Source organism: Agromyces archimandritae, assembly GCF_018024495.1.
Lineage (GTDB): Bacteria > Actinomycetota > Actinomycetes > Actinomycetales > Microbacteriaceae > Agromyces > Agromyces archimandritae.
On the sequence record NZ_CP071696.1, the window covers coordinates 2677579 to 2692838 of the forward strand.

The following is a 15260-nucleotide window of genomic DNA, read 5'->3' on the forward strand; positions in this document are numbered from 1 at the left end:
TGCCGGGCGTCCCGTGGCCTCGCCTGCGCTCGGGTGCGGATGTTTGGATGGTCGCATGAGGCAGACCGACTCCGTCATCGACGACCTCGCCGCATTCGTGCAGGCGTCGCCGTCGTCGTTCCACACCGCGGAAGAGGTCGCCCGGCGCCTCGTGGCCGCCGGCTACACCCGCGTCGAGGAGACCGAGGCATGGCCGACCGGACCGGGCCGATGCGTCGCCGTGCGCGACGGGGCGGTGATCGCCTGGGTCGTGCCCGTGGGTGCGGATGCCGTCACGCCCTCCCGCATCATCGGCGCCCACACCGACTCGACCGGGTTCAAGCTGAAACCCGGCGGCACCGTGCGCCAGGCAGGCCTCGCCCAAGCGGGCGTCGAGATCTACGGCGGACCGCTGCTGAACTCATGGCTCGACCGCGAGCTCGCCCTCGCCGGCCGCGTCGTGCTGCGCAGCGGCGAATCGCGGCTCGTCCGCACCGGGCCGCTGCTGCGCATCCCGCAGCTGGCGATCCACCTCGACCGCGAGATCTCCAAGGGCCTCCTGCTCGACCGGCAGCGGCACACACAACCGATCTGGGGCACCGAGGACGCCGGCGAGATCGCCGAGGTCATCGCCGCCGCCGCCGGATGCGAAGCCGACGACATCGCCGGAACCGACCTGTTCGCCGTCGACACGCAGGCCCCGGCCCGCTTCGGCGCGGGCGGCGTCTTCCTCGCCTCCACGCGACTGGACAATCTGAGCTCGGTGCACGCGGGACTGCGGGCGCTGCTCGGCTCCGACGACGCCGACGGCATCCGCGTGCTCGCAGCCTACGATCACGAAGAGGTCGGCTCCGAAACCCGCACGGGCGCCGCCGGCACCTTCCTCGTCGACGTGCTCGGCCGGATCTACGACGGACTCGGGGCGAGCGACGCCGAACGGCGGCGGGCGTTCGCGGCATCCTGGTGCGTGTCGAGCGACGCCGGCCACGCCGTGCACCCGAACTACCAGGACCGCCACGACCCCGAGGTGCGGCCCGTGCTCGGCGGCGGCCCGCTGCTGAAGCTCAACGCGAACCAGCGCTACACGACGGACGCGGCCGGATCCGCACTCTGGCGTCGCGCCTGCGCGGCGGCGGACGTGGCGACGCAGGCCTTCGTCGCCAACAACGCCATTCCGTGCGGCTCGACGATCGGCCCGCTGCAGGCGACGCGCCTCGGCATCCGCACCGTCGACGTCGGCGTGCCCCTGCTGTCGATGCACTCCGCCCGCGAGCTCGCGCACGTCGACGACCTCGTCGCCCTCGGGGACGCGCTGACGGCGTTCTACGCGGGGGCGTGAGGTCGGCCGCGTTCTACGCGCGGGAGCCGAGGCGCCGGGTGACCAGAGTCGCCGGAGCCTGTCGGGCTCGGCTTGGCGGGATATCGCGGGGCGATGACCGGATCCGCCGGGCCCGGCGCGGCCGGCGCCGGGCATGATGGGCGCATGACGCATTCGCCCGCCAACGCCCCGCATGCCGCCGTCTTCGCCGCCGCGCCCGACGCGGCCGCCGCCGCCCGCTACTACGCCGAACGGCTCGCGATGACGACGGACCCGTCGGATGTGGCCGCCGAGCTCGCCGCCGGCGACGCCGGATTCGTCATCGTGGATTCCCGGAACCGGGGCGCCTGGGATGAGGGACACATCCCAGGCGCCCTGCACCTCCCCACGCGCGAGATCGCCGAGCGCGCCGCGGAGCTGATCCCCGTCGGCACGCCCGTCGTCGTGTACTGCTGGAGCCCCGGCTGCAACGGCGGCATCCGCGCGGCGCTCGAGTTCGCCCTCGCGGGCCACCCCGTCAAGGAGCTGCTCGGCGGCTTCGAATACTGGGTGCGCGAGGGATACGAGTTCGAGACCGGCGACGGCGGCCGCCACCGCCACCCGGTGGATGCGCGCACGGGCATCGCGCCGGGTGCGCTCGCGGCGGGTGCGGCCGGAGGCGCCGCGGCCGGAGGCGCTACGGTCGCCTGCGGCTGCTGACCGTTTCGGCGGTGGATGCCCGGGCGCGCCGGGTCAGGCGGCGTCGGCCGCGACCGGCCGCGCCGGGTCGGCGAGCCACTCGTTGAGCGAACCGTCGTAGACGGCGACGCCGCGATGCCCCGCGAGCTCGAGGGCGAAGGCGGTGCCGGCGGCGGCGATCCCGGACCCGCAGTACACGACGACGCGTTCGTCGGCGGGGCGGAGCTCAGCGAGCTCGGCGGCCGGGCGGTGCAACCCCGTCTGCCGGTCGATCGTCGCCGCGAACGGGATCGTGCCGCTGCCCGGGATGCGGGCGGCGCTGCCGCCGGCCGACGTCGCCCCGGCAGGCAGGGCGCACACCAGGGTGCCCGTCGCCGTGCCGGCGACGATGGCCTCGACCTCGGCGACGTCCGCCCAACGGCCGGGCTGCTCCTCGACCGTGAGCGCGCCCGCCGTGCCCGGGGCGACGTATCCCGTCTCGAGCCCGCGGCCCTCGGCCCGCCAGGCGCCCAGGCCCCCGTCGAGCACTGCGACGCGCTCGAACCCGAAGGAGCGGAAGATCCACCAGAGCCTCGCAGCCCACTGGCCCTGCCCGGAGTCGTAGACGACGACCGTCGAACCGTCGTCGATGCCGAGCCCGCGGGCGGCGCGGACGAAACCCTCCGCATCCGGCCGCGGGAACCCGAAGGAGCCGGACGGATCCGAGAACTCCTCGAGGAGGTCGGCGAAGCGGGCATCCGGAACATGACCGTCGATGAGGTAGCGGTCGAGGCCGCTGAGCCACGACAGGCCTGATTCCCCCTTGACCCCGAGCACGGTCGCGTCGAGCACGACGAGGGTCTCGGCGCCCTGATGGTCGGCGAGCCACTGCGTCGACACGAGCGGGGTGAACAGTTCGAGATCGGCCATGCCGGCAACGCTAACCGAGGGCGCGGCACCCGTCGACGGGCGCCGCAACACCGCGTCACCGGGGCGACGCGCGGCGTCATCCGCACCTGCGGTCTGGCCGCACCTGCGGCGTGGCCGCGCCGCGGGTTCGGATGGGTGGGGCCGGATCCATCCGGACTCGTGGTTATCTCCGGAGTGGTGGTTTTCTCCGGAGTCGTGGTGGCGCCCGCAGGGGTGGACGGGGGCAGGGGCGGCGTGGCTGCGTCGTGGTTTCGGGGATCGCCACGGATTCGGATGGATGGGGCTGGATCCATCCGGAATCGTGGTTATCTCCGGAGCCGTGGTGGCCAGCTGGGGAGGGTGCGGGGGAAGGAGAGTGCGCGGGAGGAGGGTGCGGGGAGAGAGAGTGCGGAGTGGGAAGCGTGCGGGGTCAGCACTCGACGACGTTGACGGCGAGGCCGCCCTCGCTCGTCTCCTTGTACTTCGTCATCATGTCGAGGCCGGTCTGCCGCATCGTCTCGATGACGGCGTCGAGGGAGACGAGGTGCGAGCCGTCGCCGTGCAACGCGAGGCGCGCCGCCGACACCGCGGTGGACGCGGCGATCGCGTTGCGTTCGATGCACGGCACCTGCACGAGGCCCCCGACCGGGTCGCAGGTGAGGCCGAGATGGTGCTCCATGGCGATCTCGGCGGCGTTCTCGACCTGCCGGGGCGTGCCGCCGAGCACGGCGCAGAGCGCCCCCGCGGCCATCGCGCACGCCGAACCGACCTCCGCCTGGCAGCCGCCCTCGGCGCCCGAGATCGACGCGTTCTTCTTCACGAGGCTCGCGATCGCGGACGCGGTGAGCAGGAAGGTGCGGATGCCCGCGGCATCCGCACCCGGCACGAACCGCAGGTAGTAGTGGCCGACGGCCGGGAGGATGCCGGCAGCGCCGTTCGTCGGGGCTGTGACGACGCGCCCGCCCGCGGCGTTCTCCTCGTTCACCGCGAGCGCGTACGCGTGCAGCCACTCGGTCGAGGTATCGCGGCCGGCATCCACACGCCCGTCGTCGCAGGCCTCGAGCCGTTCGCGGATCTCGGGGGCGCGGCGCTTGACGCGCAGGCCGCCCGGCAGCGTTCCGCGTGTGCCGAGACCGTGCTCGACGCACTCGTGCATCGCCGCCCAGATCGCATCGAGCCCGGTGTCGATGCCGGACTCGCCGTGCACCGGCACCTCGTTGTAGCGGGCGATGTCGGCCAGGCCCACCCCGTACTCGTCGCACAGGGCGATGAGCTCGGCGGCCGTGTCGTAGGGGAGCGGATGCCGAAGCGCCTCGGCCTCGGCAGCGGTCTCGCCCTCGCGGCGGATGAAACCCCCGCCGACCGAGTAGTAGGTCTCCTCGACGAGCGGCAGCGGCGACGCGCCCGCCCACGCGCGCAGGGTGAGCGCGTTCGGGTGTCCGGGCAGGCGCGTGCGCGGCTCGAGCGCGATATCGGCCGGCGACATGCGGATCTCGCGGGTGCCGAGGAGGCGGACGGGGGTGTCGGGATCCATCGCCGACCAGCACCCGCGCACCTCGTCGGGGTCGCAGTCGTGCGGTTCGAGCCCGCGGAGGCCGGCGACGACCGCGTCGGGCGTGCCGTGGCCGAGGCCCGTCGCGCCGAGCGAACCGTACAGGGTGACCTCCACGCGGTCCACACGATCGAGCAGACCGAGTGCGGCCATGCCCGCGGCGAAGGCCCGGGCCGCCCGCATCGGGCCCACGGTGTGGGAACTCGAGGGGCCGATGCCGATCGAGAACAGGTCGAGCGCTGAGACGAACGCGGTCACCCCTTCAGGCTACGTCCGCGGGCGCGCACGGAAGCCGCGCATCGTCGCAGATTCCTGCGCCGATCAGGGCCGGCGCGCATCCGAACCGCACGATCTGCGCGCGCGACTATCGTTGATCCGTCATGACTGCCGCACCTTCCCCGCGCATCCGCATCCGCCCCGCACACCCCGCGGAATTCGCCGAGGAGGCGGCGCTCGTCGAACGCGCCTTCCGTGCCGGCCCGTACGGGCATCTGCCGCCCGCCGAGGAGCGCCTCGCCTTCGAGCGCGACACCGCCGGGCGGGCCGCGTCGGGCGTCGTGCTCGTCGCCGTGGATGGCCCGGGTGCGGATGCCGGGGATGCCGCGGATGCCGCTGGTGCTGGTGCTGGTGGTGGTGCTGGTGCTGGTGCTGATGCGGGTGCGGATGCCGGTGCCGAACGCATCGTCGGGGCGGCGAGCGTGCTGCGCGCCCTCACCCCGTACGCGCGGGTCGCCAGGCCCGGCGAAGCCGAGATCCGCCTCCTCGCCGTCGACCCGGCCGGGCAGGGCACCGGCATCGCCACCGCCCTCATGCGCGCCGCCCTCGAGACCGCCCTGGAATGGGGCGCCGAAGCCCTCGTGCTCGACACCGGCTCGAAGAACACGCGTGCGCAGGCGCTCTACGAACGCCTCGGGTTCGAGCGCGTGCCCGAGCGCGAACCGGCCGCGAGCGGCACCGTCACGCCCTACGTGTACCGCTTCGCCCTGCAGGAACGCGCCGATGTGCGCGTGCGCCTCATGCTGCCCGGCGAAGCCGAGGAGGTCGGTGCGCTCACGGCATCCGCCTACGAGCACGACTACGAGATCGGCGAGGGATACCGGGCGCAGATGCTCGCGGTCGCCGAACGTGCCGAACGGCATCTCGTCTGGGTCGCGGTGGATGCCGCGAGCGGCGAACTGCTCGGCACCGTCTCGACGCCGCGCCCGGTGGAGACGATGTCGGCCCTCGCCCGGCCCGGCGAACTCGACTTCCGGCTCCTCGCCGTCGCACCGGACGCCCGCCGGCGCGGCATCGGCGCACTGCTCACCCGGCACGTGCTGCGGCTCGCGAGGCTTCGCGGGGTCGGCCGCGTCGTCATGAACAGCGGACCGGAGATGACCGGCGCCCACCGCCTCTACGAATCGCTCGGCTTCACCCGTATGGACGAGCTCGCCCACACCGTCACGCGCGAAGACGGCACGACGTTCGACGTCCTCGCGTTCGGGCGCGACGTGGACGCGGATGCGCCGGAGCCGGGCGCCGGGGCATCCGCTCGGCCCTGAACAAGCTCGCGTTCAGGCGGCCGGGGCCGCCGCCTGCCACGCGGTGATCTCGAGCTCACCGCCCGTGATATCGGTGTCGATCGGCACCATCTGCCGCACCGCGCCCGCGTAGGGGGCGATGTGCAGGAACCCGGCCGGGTCGCGGTCGCTCGCCGCCGGGGCATCCCACGACAGCCACGTGACGGCCTCGCCGCCGGGCACGACCTCGATGCGCACCGGTCCCGCATCCCGCTCGGTGGCATGGCCGTCGCCGTGCAGCACGTGCGACTCGAAGCCGTTGCCGACCGGGTCGCTGAACGCGACATCCGGGTAGCCGTCGAGCACGCAGGGCGCGCTGCTCACGTTCCGCGCGGTGATCTTCATGCCGCGATGCATCATCGCCGAATCGGGGGTCGAGGGCGTGTACTCGAGCTGGTTCTCGGTGCACCATTCGGGGTCGATGTTCCACTCGCCCGGGGCGACCTCGGGGATCGGAACCCCGACCGGCTCGGGCACCGGAGGTTGCTCGGCCGCCCACTCCGCCTGGTCCGCCGCCCGCTTCGCATCCGTCGCGCCGATGCCGGCGATGACGACCGCGACGAGGCCCGTGACGGCGACGACGGCGATCGCGGCGATGAGGGCCGCACGGCGGCGAGGGGCTGCCGGGTGCGCTGCGGCCGCCGCCGGTTCCGGCTCGGGTTCGGCGCCCTCCGCCGCGGCCGGCGTCGTGGAGGGCGCTGCGGCCGCGGCCGGCTTCGGTGCGAGGAGCACGGCGGCCAGCGCCGGCATCCACCCCCACAAGACGCCCCAGTAGGCGGCAAGGCCGATCGAGACGACGTCCGCCGCGGACGCTGCGGCGACGGGATCGAGCACCCCGGCGATGATCGACACTGCGACCGGGACGCCGGCGACCAGAGAGCCGGCCAGCACCGCGGCGAACCAGCCCGCCGCGAACCCGGCCGCCCCGCGCCCGGCACGGAACACGAGGGCGAACACGGCATACGCGGCCGCGACCGCGACCACCGTCGCGAACGCGAGCCAGCCGCCCCAGCCGCCCGGTGCATCCACCGGCCCGATGAGCGCACCCGGCGCGATCAGGCGGAGCGCCTTCGACACCGTCGTCGAGAACGACGCGGCCGCCGCCTCGGCGATCCGGTCGGAAGCGAACCAGGCGGCCACGGCGAGGATGGCGGGAACGAGCACACGGACGACACGCATGGGGGAAGCCTAGGGGCACGCGTGGCCGGCTCATCGCTTTCGACACCGGATTCCCGAACGCAGGAAGCCTCGGGGCACGCGGGGCCCAGGCCGCAGCATCCCGCGACCGGGCACCGGGAACTGCCAGACTGCAGACGTGACCGAAGCCGCAGGAACCGCCCGCCCCCGCCGCGCCGGCCGCCGGATCGCCGGCGTGCTCATCGCCCTCGCCGGAGTGCTCGTGCTCGTCATCGTCGCCTTCGCGGTGTGGGCGCACATCCTCTACCCGGGAGAACGGGCCGCCTCCCTCGACGCCTGGCGCGACCCGGCGATCCGCATCACCGAGACCGAAGCGTCGTTCGTGATCGAACCCACCGACCCCGACCACGCCTCGGGCGACGGCCTCGTCTTCCTCCCCGGCGCACGCGTCGAGCCCTCCGCCTACCTCGCGAAGCTCCGCGACCTCGCCGGCGAGACGGGGGCGACCGTCGTCATCACCAAGCCCACCCTGAACCTGGCGTTCTTCGACACCCGCCCGCTGTCGGCCTTCATCGACGGCATCGACGACGTCGACCGCTGGTTCGTCGGCGGGCACTCCCTCGGCGGCGTCAAAGCCTGCATGCTGGCCGAAGATCCCGCGGTCGCCGGGCTCGTGCTGCTCGGCTCCTACTGCGCGAACGACCTGTCCGGCACCGACCTCGCGGTCGTCCAGATCGCCGCATCGGAGGATCGGCTCTCATCCGAGGCGGATCTCGCCGCAGCCGCCCACCTGCTGCCGCCGACGACCGCCCTCGTCGAGATCGACGGCGCGAACCACGCGAGCTTCGGCGACTACGGCGTGCAGCCCGGCGACGGCGTCGCCACCGCGAGCGACGACGAGGTGCGTGCCGCGATCACCCGCGCCTGGGTCGCCGTCACCGGGTAGACCGAGCCCGGTTCGCGATCCGGTCATATGCAAAGCCAGTTGACATATGACCAGAACGTGTAAAAAAAATGGCGAAAAATTTATATATAACGCGCCACTCGGCGGTAGAGTGCCGGTGTGACTTGGCGACCCGACGAACCGTACAACATGCTTCCGGCACTCCCTCCGGTGGCCCGGTTGGAGACGGCCGTCGTCCTCAAGTCCGTCGTCGAAGCCAGAGCGGCGCTCGCTGCCCTCGATCAAGCCGCACGACGGATGTCGAATCCGGCCGTCTTGCTCAACTCGATCCCGATCCTCGAAGCGCAGGCGAGCTCGGAGATCGAGAACATCGTGACGACGACGGACGACCTCTTTCGGTTCGCAGACACAGACTCGGATCTGGCATCACCCGAAACGAAGGAGACGTTGCGCTACCGCGCAGCGCTCTTCGCGGGACTTCACAGCATCCAGACGAGACCCTTATCCGCCACGACGGCGATCGACATCTGCTCGACGATCCACCGACGAGACATGGACGTGCGAACACTCCCAGGGACGATCATCGCGAACCCCGCGACGCGGCGTGCGATCTACACGCCTCCGAGCGGCGCCGCGGTCATTCGCGAGAAGCTCGCCAACTGGGCTGATTTCCTCCACGATCCGGACGACCTCGACCCTCTCGTCAAGATGGCTGTGGCGCACTACCAGTTCGAGGCGATCCATCCGTTCACCGACGGAAACGGGCGAACCGGGCGCATCCTGAACATCCTCGTGCTCGTCGCAAACGAACTGCTCCAAGAACCGATCCTCTATCTGTCGCGGTACATCATCGCGCACAAGGAGGAGTACTACCGGTTGCTCCTCGACGTCACTCGTGAGGCCGCATGGGAGCCATGGGTGCTCTATATGCTCGATGCCGTTCGGGGGACCGCCCGCGCCACCCTCGCCAAGATCGACGCGATCCAGGTGCTGCAAGCGAAGGTGCGCGACGAGATCCGTACGACGAGCGCGGGTTCGAACTCCGACTTCCTCGACGTCCTCTTCGAGCAGCCCTATTGCCGAATCTCGAATGTCGTCGCGCGCTGCAAGGTAAGCAGGCCGACCGCGACGAAATGGCTGCATGAACTCGTGGTTGCCGGGGTTCTCGAGGATCACAAGGTCGGGCGCGAACGTCTCTTCATCAACCGCGAGTTCTTCGAGGTCCTCGTCCGCGACGATCCTGACGATCTCTAACGGTGGCTGCTCGGCACTCCGCCGGGTGTTCGACAGATCACCCACGACCGAAGTCGATCTTGATTCGGCGGGCGGAGCCCTGAGCATCCGCCGCAGCGTCAATCGACGGCGAGCGGCCCTGGTTCGTCGGCGGGCACTCGCTCGGCGGCGTCAAAGCCTGCATACTCGGGCGTGTCGCGATCACCCGCGCTTGGGGCGCCGTCACCGGTAGAGGGCGCGCGTGGGCGGGCGGGAGTAGCCTCCCGGCATGACGAACGCGACGACGCGGACCCTCGACTGGCTGCTCGACTCCGACCCGGCGATCCGCTGGCAGGTCGAACGCGACCTGCTCGGCTCGCCGCCCGAGACCTGGCGGGCCACGCGCGACCGGGTCGCCGTCGAAGGGTTCGGCGCCGCACTCCTCGCCGAGCAGGACGGCGACGGCCAATGGGCGGGCGGAGCATGCTTCCCCGCCGGATGGAGCCGCGCCGACTCCGACGGAGAACCGTGGATCGCGACCACATGGGTGCTGAAAGACCTTCGCGAATGGGGTGTGGATGCCGGGACGCTCGGCGACACCGCCGGCAAACTCGACGCGAACTGCCGGTGGGAGTACGAGGACATGCCCTTCTGGGGCGGCGAAATCGACGTCTGCCTCAACTCCTACACCCTGGCCAACGGCGCCTGGCTCGGCGCCGACGTGTCGAGGCTCGTGAGCTGGTTCCCCGAGCACCGGCTCGCCGACGGCGGCTGGAACTGCGAAGCCGAAGAAGGGGACTCCGTGCGCTCGTCGTTCCACTCCACCCTCAACGCGATCACCGGCATCCTCGCCTACGAACAGGCCGCTGGCGACGACTCGATGCGGGAGGCGCGTCACAGCGGCGAGGAATACCTGCTCGAACGCCGGCTCATGAGACGGCGATCCACCGGAGAGCCCGTCGGAGCCTTCGTCACCGACCTCATCTACCCGACACGGCACCAATACAACCTGCTGGCCGCACTCGACCACTTCCGCGCCGCATCCACCCACGACGGCACGGCGCCCGATCCGCGGCTCGCCGACGCCGTCGCGCACCTCCGAACCGCCCGACGCCCCGACGGCACCTGGGGGCAGGGCAACACCCTGCCTGGTCAGGTCTGGGTCGAGGTCGATGCACCGAGCGGCGAACCCTCGAAATGGCTCACGCTCATCGCGACCCGCGTGCTCGACTGGTGGGACGGGCGGGCGTCGGTCGAGTAGCGACGGAGGAGCGTATCGAGGGTGCGGGTCTCGATACGCGAGCTGGCGCTCGCTACTCGACCGGCGGAGGGTGGCGTCGGTCGAGTAGCGACGGAGGAGCGTATCGAGGCCTGTTCGGGTGGGGTCTCGATACGCGAGCTGTGCTCGCTACTCGACCGGCGGGGAGAGGGGCGCTCGCTCCTCGACCGGCGGGGAGGTGGGCGGGGCGAGACGAGGTTTTCGGGCCAAGGCCGGGAGCAGCGCGTAGTCGCCGGCGATGAGCGCCTCGCGTTTTCGGCGACTCCACCCCTGCACCTGCTTCTCGAGGCGGTAAGCCTCGTCGATCCGGTCGAAATCCTGACGGAAGGCGAGCCGAACCGGCAAGCGACGCCGCGTGTAGGCGGCGCCGACCCCGCTCCGGTGTTCGGCGAGACGCCGCTCCAGATCGCGGGTACTGCCGACGTAATACGAGCCGTCGGCGCATTCGAGGATGTAGACCGTGGGCATGCGACGAGTGTGCCGGACACTGCAGCCGGAATACGGCGAGGCGTGGGATCTGTGGAGAACCGCCCGGCGGTGGGGGTGCGGGGAGGAGAGGTTCGTCGGGGTGGGCGTGCGTCGGTCGAGTAGCGACGGAGGAGCGTATCGAGGCCAGCTTGGCGGAAGGGTCTCGATACGCGAGCTGTGCTCGCTACTCGACCGGCGGGTGGATGGGCGTGCGTCGGTCGAGTAGCGACGGAGGAGCGTATCGAGGCCAGCTTGGCGGAAGGGTCTCGATACGCGAGCTGCGCTCGCTACTCGACCGGCGGGGTGGGTGCGGGGTCTCGATACGCGAGCTGCGCTCGCTACTCGACCGGCGGGGTGGGGTGCGGGGTCTCGATACGCGAGCTGCGCTCGCTACTCGACCGGCGGGGCGGGGTGCGGGGTCTCGGTACGCGAGCTGTGCTCGCTACTCGACCGGCGGGGAGGGGGTGCGGGGTCTCGATACGCGAGCTGGGCTCGCTACTCGACCGGCGGGGAGGGGTGCGGGGTCTCGATACGCGAGCTGTGCTCGCTACTCGACCGGCGGGGAGGGAGGGAAGGGCGGGTCAGCGGAGGGTCTTGCGGGCGGTGATCTGACCGGTGTCGAAGCCGAGGAGGTGGAGGCCGCCGTGGAAGCGGGCGTGCTCGACCTTGATGCAGCGGTCCATGACGACGGTGAGGCCCTGCTCCTCGCCGTAATAGGCGGCCTCTTCGTTCCAGATGCCGAGCTGCACCCAGATCGTCTTCGCGCCCGCGGCGACGACCTGGTCGACCACCGCGGGGATGTCGCTTCCGCGCCGGAAGACGACGACGATGTCGGGCACCTCGGGCAGGCTCGCGAGATCGGGGTACGCCGGCCGGCCCAGGATCTCGCTCGCGTTCGGGTTCACGAAGTACAGGCGGTAGTCGCTCGACTGCGACAGGTACGTGCCGACGAAGAAACTGGAGCGCGTCGGATTCGGCGATGCGCCGACGATCGCGACCGACTTGGCCGCCCGCAGGATCCCGAGCCGGGCCTTCGCATCCGGGCCCTGCCAGGTGCGCTGCGACTTCAGGAGCTTCGCGAGCGGCGAAGAGGCCGGGACCGAACAGCTCAGGCCGTTCGCGAAGCGAACCGTTTCGGAGGAAGGATCGGTGCCCGTGGCGGGTGCGGTGCTCGCGGCATCCACCGCGGACGTCGTCGTGTCGGTCATCGTGTGCCTCCCGTGGCGGCGCTGAGCGCCTGGTCGAGATCGTAGATGATGTCGTCGGCATCCTCGATGCCGACCGAGAGCCGTACGACGCCCGGCAGCACGCCCGCCTCGACGAGCTGCTGCTCGGTGAGCTGCGCATGCGTCGTCGACGCCGGGTGGATGATGAGGGTCTTCGCGTCGCCGATGTTCGCGAGATGGCTTGCGAGATCCACCGACTCGATGAGCTTCTGCCCGACCTCCCGGCCGCCCTTCACCTCGAAGGAGAACACCGAACCCGGGCCCTTCGGCAGGTACTTCAGCGCCCGCTCGTGGTGCGGATGGTTCGGCAGGCCCGCCCACCACACGTTCTCGATGCGGGGGTCGGCGTCCAGCCACTCGGCGACCGCGCGCGTGTTGTCGATGTGCGCCTGGATGCGGTATGGCAGCGTCTCGACGCCCTGCGCCAGCAGGAACGCCGAATGCGGCGCCAGCACCGGGCCGATGTCGCGCAGCTGCTCGGCGCGCAGACGCGTGAGGAACGCGTACTCGCCGAAATTGCCCGACCACTCCAGGCCGCCGTAACTCGGCACCGGCTGGCCGAACAGGGGGAACTTCTCCGAATGCCAGTCGAAGCGGCCCGACTCCACGACGACGCCGCCGAGGGTCGTGCCGTGGCCGCCGAGGAACTTCGTCGCCGAATGCGTGACGATATCGGCGCCCCACTCGATCGGGCGGTTCAGGTACGGGGTCGCGATCGTCGAATCGACGATGAACGGGATGCCGGCGGCATGGGCGACGTCGGCCAGCGCCTCGAGGTCGGCGATCTCGCCCGACGGGTTCGCGATGGTCTCGACGAAGAGCGCCTTCGTCTCGGGGCGGATCGCGGCCGCGTAGTCGGCGGCGTCGGAGCCCGACACGAAGGTCGTCTCGACGCCGAAACGGCGCAGGGTCACATCGAGCTGCGTGATCGAACCGCCGTACAGCTGCGAGGAGGCGACGAGGTGATCGCCGGTGCCGACGAGGCTCGCGAAGGTGATGTACTGCGCGCTCAGGCCGCTCGCCGTGGCGACGGCGCCGAGGCCGCCCTCGAGGCTCGCGACGCGCTCCTCGAAGCTCGCCACCGTCGGGTTCGCGACGCGCGAGTAGATGTTGCCGTACTTCTGCAGGGCGAAACGCGCCGCCGCATCCGCCGTGTCGTCGAAGACGAACGCGCTCGTCTGGTAGATCGGCAGGGCGCGCGAGCCCGTCACCGGATCGGGGATGTTGCCCGCGTGGATCGCACGCGTCTTGAAGCCGTATTCGCGGTCTGCCATGCGGGTCAGGTTACCGAGCCGGCGCGGGGCATCCGCATCCGACGCGTAACCCGGCGACACGCTCGCGGTGCGCCGGCCGGTCGCGGCCCTCAGGCTCGTTCAGCGGGGTCGGTTCATTCGGCGGGGGCCGTTGCCGGCGCCGACTCGCTCGGGGCCGCCGGGGCGGTGGATGCCGGAGCATCCGTCTCCTCGGGTTCGGCCGGCTCGGTCGTCTCGGCAGGCTCGCTCGGCTCCGAGACGTCGGCGCCGACGGCATCCGCCCACGCGTCCTCGGCGATCGGCGTGACGAAGACGAGACCCGCCAGGCCCACCGCGGCGATCACGAGCGTCACGAGGGAGAACACGCCGCGGAGCGTGCGCGGCTCCTCGGCGGCCGGGTCGGGAACGAAGAGGTCGTCGAGCGCCTCGGTGCGGGCCAGGCCGTACGGGTCGACGTAGACCTCGGCCTCGATCGGGCGGGCGACGAGCACACCGAGGAGGGCGGGGACCCAGCCCCACAGCACCCCCCAGTACGCGGCGGACGCGACGGCGGCGGCGCTCGCCGTGACGTCGTCGCCCGAGACGAGGGCGCCCACGGCATCCACCGCGATCGGCACGCCCGCGGCCAGCACGCCCGTCAGCACCACCCCCATCCACAGGGCGGCGAACCCGGCCAGGCTGCGGCGCACGCCGGCGACCGCGGTGAAGAACCCGGCCAGGCCGAACACGGCCACACCGGCGGCCGTGCCGTACAGCACGCCCCACGGCAACGGGGCATCGCGGGCGACGGACATGGTGTCGGGGGCGACGAGCCCCAGGATCTCGGCGATCGCCGGATCGGAGGGACGCAGACCGGCGAGGATGTCGCTCGCGAACCACGCGGCGACGGCGAACAGGGCGGGGAGGATCACGCGGAGGGGACGCATCCCGGAAGATTAGCCGACCCCCGTTCGGGTGTCACGTTCGGAGGGTGCGCGGTGGGCGAGGGCGGCAGGTTCGCCGAGCCGCGCTGCTTCGGGTGTCACGTTCGCGGGCTCGTGCGCCTCACACGAGCGACGCGGTCTCCACGACGCGTGCGAAGCCGCCGCCGGCGAGGTTCACCGCCGTCGCCCGGGCGAGCTCGTCGGCCGTGAGCGAGGGGCCGCCGGGGGCCGCGAGATCGAAGGTGCGGGTCGCATCCATCGGCACGATGACGTCGAAGCCGAGGTTGCCGCCCATGCGTGCGGTCGTCTCGACGCACATGTTCGTCTGGATGCCGCAGACCACGATCTGACGGATGCCGCGTTCGGTCAGCCACGCCTCGAGCGAGGGCTCGCCGATGAACGCGGAGTTCACATGCTTCGTGACGAGCAGATCGCCGGTCACCCCGTCGAGGACGTCGGCGAAGGCGTTGCCGGCGGTGCCGGGCGCGAGCGGCGAACCGGGCGTGCGGGAGTCGTGCCGAACGAGGACGACGGGGCGGCCGGCATCCGCCCACGCCGCCAGGAGCCGCGCGAGGTTCGCCTCGGCGTCCGGGTTGTTCGGGCGGCCCCACGAGGGGTCGGCGAAGCCGCGCTGCACATCGATGACGACGAGGGCGGCGTTGCGGGCGAGTTCGGGGCGGTCCGGCATGTCTCCATCATCGTGGATGCCCGGGCGCGGCCGCCCCCGTCACGGCAGCCGGACTCGCGCGACATCCTGCCGCGCCGCGTCCTGCCCAGGGCCTGCCCAGAGGCGGCGGCTAACCTGGTGGGCAACCGGCATCCCCGGTTCCGGACGAGGGCACCCAGTACCCGGCACGCGACAAGACTGGCGATGGAGGAATCGT

At 71.6% G+C, this 15260-nt stretch carries 14 protein-coding genes and 1 riboswitch; of the genes, 6 read left to right on the plus strand and 8 right to left on the minus strand.

The features are described 5' to 3' along the window. The first annotated feature begins 55 nt into the window (after window positions 1-55). Both G127AT_RS12220 and G127AT_RS12225 read left to right on the plus strand, forming a co-directional pair. A complete protein-coding gene (locus G127AT_RS12220) occupies window positions 56-1318 on the plus strand; it encodes a M18 family aminopeptidase (protein ID WP_210897259.1) in 1263 nt (420 codons plus the stop codon). A gap of 144 nt (window positions 1319-1462) precedes the next feature. Next, window positions 1463-1996 (plus strand): rhodanese-like domain-containing protein, encoded by a 534-nt coding sequence (locus G127AT_RS12225; RefSeq protein WP_210897261.1) that lies wholly within the window; start codon window positions 1463-1465, stop codon window positions 1994-1996. Window positions 1997-2029: 33 nt separating this feature from the next. Here the strand turns inward: G127AT_RS12225 and G127AT_RS12230 are convergent, their stop codons facing one another. Together G127AT_RS12230 and G127AT_RS12235 are read right to left on the minus strand one after the other, a co-directional pair. Then, entirely contained in the window at window positions 2030-2884 is an 855-nt protein-coding gene (locus G127AT_RS12230) for a sulfurtransferase (RefSeq protein WP_210897263.1), read from the minus strand. Window positions 2885-3293: 409 nt separating this feature from the next. Further along, window positions 3294-4673, minus strand: a complete 1380-nt coding sequence (locus G127AT_RS12235) for an L-serine ammonia-lyase (RefSeq protein WP_210897266.1) — start codon at window positions 4671-4673, stop codon at window positions 3294-3296. Between the two features lie 122 nt (window positions 4674-4795). Here G127AT_RS12235 and G127AT_RS12240 point away from each other — a divergent pair, with 122 nt between their 5' ends. Next, window positions 4796-5956, plus strand: coding sequence for a GNAT family N-acetyltransferase (locus G127AT_RS12240; protein ID WP_210897268.1), 1161 nt, complete (start codon window positions 4796-4798; stop codon window positions 5954-5956). A 12-nt stretch (window positions 5957-5968) separates the two neighbouring features. Here G127AT_RS12240 and G127AT_RS12245 read toward each other — a convergent pair whose 3' ends face one another. Further along, a complete protein-coding gene (locus G127AT_RS12245; protein WP_210897270.1) occupies window positions 5969-7153 on the minus strand; it encodes a DUF4232 domain-containing protein in 1185 nt (394 codons plus the stop codon). A 136-nt stretch (window positions 7154-7289) separates the two neighbouring features. Between G127AT_RS12245 and G127AT_RS12250 the strand changes: the two genes are divergently transcribed. From G127AT_RS12250 to G127AT_RS12260, 3 genes are all read left to right on the plus strand, one after another. Next, the gene (locus G127AT_RS12250; protein WP_210897272.1) at window positions 7290-8057 is read left to right on the plus strand and encodes an alpha/beta hydrolase; all 768 of its coding nucleotides are present in this window, start codon (window positions 7290-7292) and stop codon (window positions 8055-8057) included. Window positions 8058-8204: 147 nt separating this feature from the next. Next, a complete protein-coding gene (locus G127AT_RS12255) occupies window positions 8205-9269 on the plus strand; it encodes a Fic family protein (RefSeq protein ID WP_210897274.1) in 1065 nt (354 codons plus the stop codon). Window positions 9270-9516: 247 nt separating this feature from the next. Continuing rightward, window positions 9517-10488 carry a squalene cyclase gene (locus G127AT_RS12260; protein WP_210897276.1) on the plus strand — a complete coding sequence of 324 codons (972 nt, stop codon included), beginning with the start codon at window positions 9517-9519 and terminating at the stop codon, window positions 10486-10488. A 147-nt stretch (window positions 10489-10635) separates the two neighbouring features. Here the strand turns inward: G127AT_RS12260 and G127AT_RS12265 are convergent, their stop codons facing one another. The 5 genes from G127AT_RS12265 to G127AT_RS12285 all read right to left on the minus strand — a co-directional run bounded on the left by G127AT_RS12265 (window position 10636) and on the right by G127AT_RS12285 (window position 15064). Continuing rightward, window positions 10636-10974 (minus strand): GIY-YIG nuclease family protein, encoded by a 339-nt coding sequence (locus G127AT_RS12265; protein ID WP_210897278.1) that lies wholly within the window; start codon window positions 10972-10974, stop codon window positions 10636-10638. A 581-nt stretch (window positions 10975-11555) separates the two neighbouring features. Then, the gene (locus G127AT_RS12270) at window positions 11556-12182 is read right to left on the minus strand and encodes a CoA-binding protein (protein ID WP_210897281.1); all 627 of its coding nucleotides are present in this window, start codon (window positions 12180-12182) and stop codon (window positions 11556-11558) included. Beyond that, window positions 12179-13474, minus strand: coding sequence for an O-acetylhomoserine aminocarboxypropyltransferase/cysteine synthase family protein (locus G127AT_RS12275; protein ID WP_210897283.1), 1296 nt, complete (start codon window positions 13472-13474; stop codon window positions 12179-12181). The genes G127AT_RS12270 and G127AT_RS12275 overlap by 4 nt, the downstream gene beginning before the upstream one ends. Before the next feature lie 113 nt (window positions 13475-13587). Beyond that, complete coding sequence (locus G127AT_RS12280) at window positions 13588-14379, minus strand: hypothetical protein (RefSeq protein WP_210897285.1); 792 nt, start codon at window positions 14377-14379, stop codon at window positions 13588-13590. A 118-nt stretch (window positions 14380-14497) separates the two neighbouring features. Next, on the minus strand, window positions 14498-15064 hold the full coding sequence (locus G127AT_RS12285) for a cysteine hydrolase family protein (RefSeq protein WP_210897287.1): 567 nt from the start codon (window positions 15062-15064) through the stop codon (window positions 14498-14500). 119 nt (window positions 15065-15183) lie between these two features. Continuing rightward, window positions 15184-15249, plus strand: a riboswitch (guanidine-III (ykkC-III) riboswitch). Window positions 15250-15260: the final 11 nt, after the last annotated feature.

Excerpts from the sequence above, each read along its gene's own strand:
- G127AT_RS12220 (WP_210897259.1), top strand. The coding sequence starts at position 56 with ATGAGGCAGACCGACTCCGTCATCGACGACCTCGCCGCATTCGTGCAG.
- G127AT_RS12225 (WP_210897261.1), top strand. The coding sequence starts at position 1,463 with ATGACGCATTCGCCCGCCAACGCCCCGCATGCCGCCGTCTTCGCCGCC.
- G127AT_RS12230 (WP_210897263.1), bottom strand. The coding sequence starts at position 2,884 with ATGGCCGATCTCGAACTGTTCACCCCGCTCGTGTCGACGCAGTGGCTC.
- G127AT_RS12240 (WP_210897268.1), top strand. The coding sequence starts at position 4,796 with ATGACTGCCGCACCTTCCCCGCGCATCCGCATCCGCCCCGCACACCCC.
- G127AT_RS12245 (WP_210897270.1), bottom strand. The coding sequence starts at position 7,153 with ATGCGTGTCGTCCGTGTGCTCGTTCCCGCCATCCTCGCCGTGGCCGCC.
- G127AT_RS12255 (WP_210897274.1), top strand. The coding sequence starts at position 8,205 with ATGCTTCCGGCACTCCCTCCGGTGGCCCGGTTGGAGACGGCCGTCGTC.
- G127AT_RS12260 (WP_210897276.1), top strand. The coding sequence starts at position 9,517 with ATGACGAACGCGACGACGCGGACCCTCGACTGGCTGCTCGACTCCGAC.
- G127AT_RS12265 (WP_210897278.1), bottom strand. The coding sequence starts at position 10,974 with ATGCCCACGGTCTACATCCTCGAATGCGCCGACGGCTCGTATTACGTC.
- G127AT_RS12270 (WP_210897281.1), bottom strand. The coding sequence starts at position 12,182 with ATGACCGACACGACGACGTCCGCGGTGGATGCCGCGAGCACCGCACCC.
- G127AT_RS12275 (WP_210897283.1), bottom strand. The coding sequence starts at position 13,474 with ATGGCAGACCGCGAATACGGCTTCAAGACGCGTGCGATCCACGCGGGC.
- G127AT_RS12280 (WP_210897285.1), bottom strand. The coding sequence starts at position 14,379 with ATGCGTCCCCTCCGCGTGATCCTCCCCGCCCTGTTCGCCGTCGCCGCG.
- G127AT_RS12285 (WP_210897287.1), bottom strand. The coding sequence starts at position 15,064 with ATGCCGGACCGCCCCGAACTCGCCCGCAACGCCGCCCTCGTCGTCATC.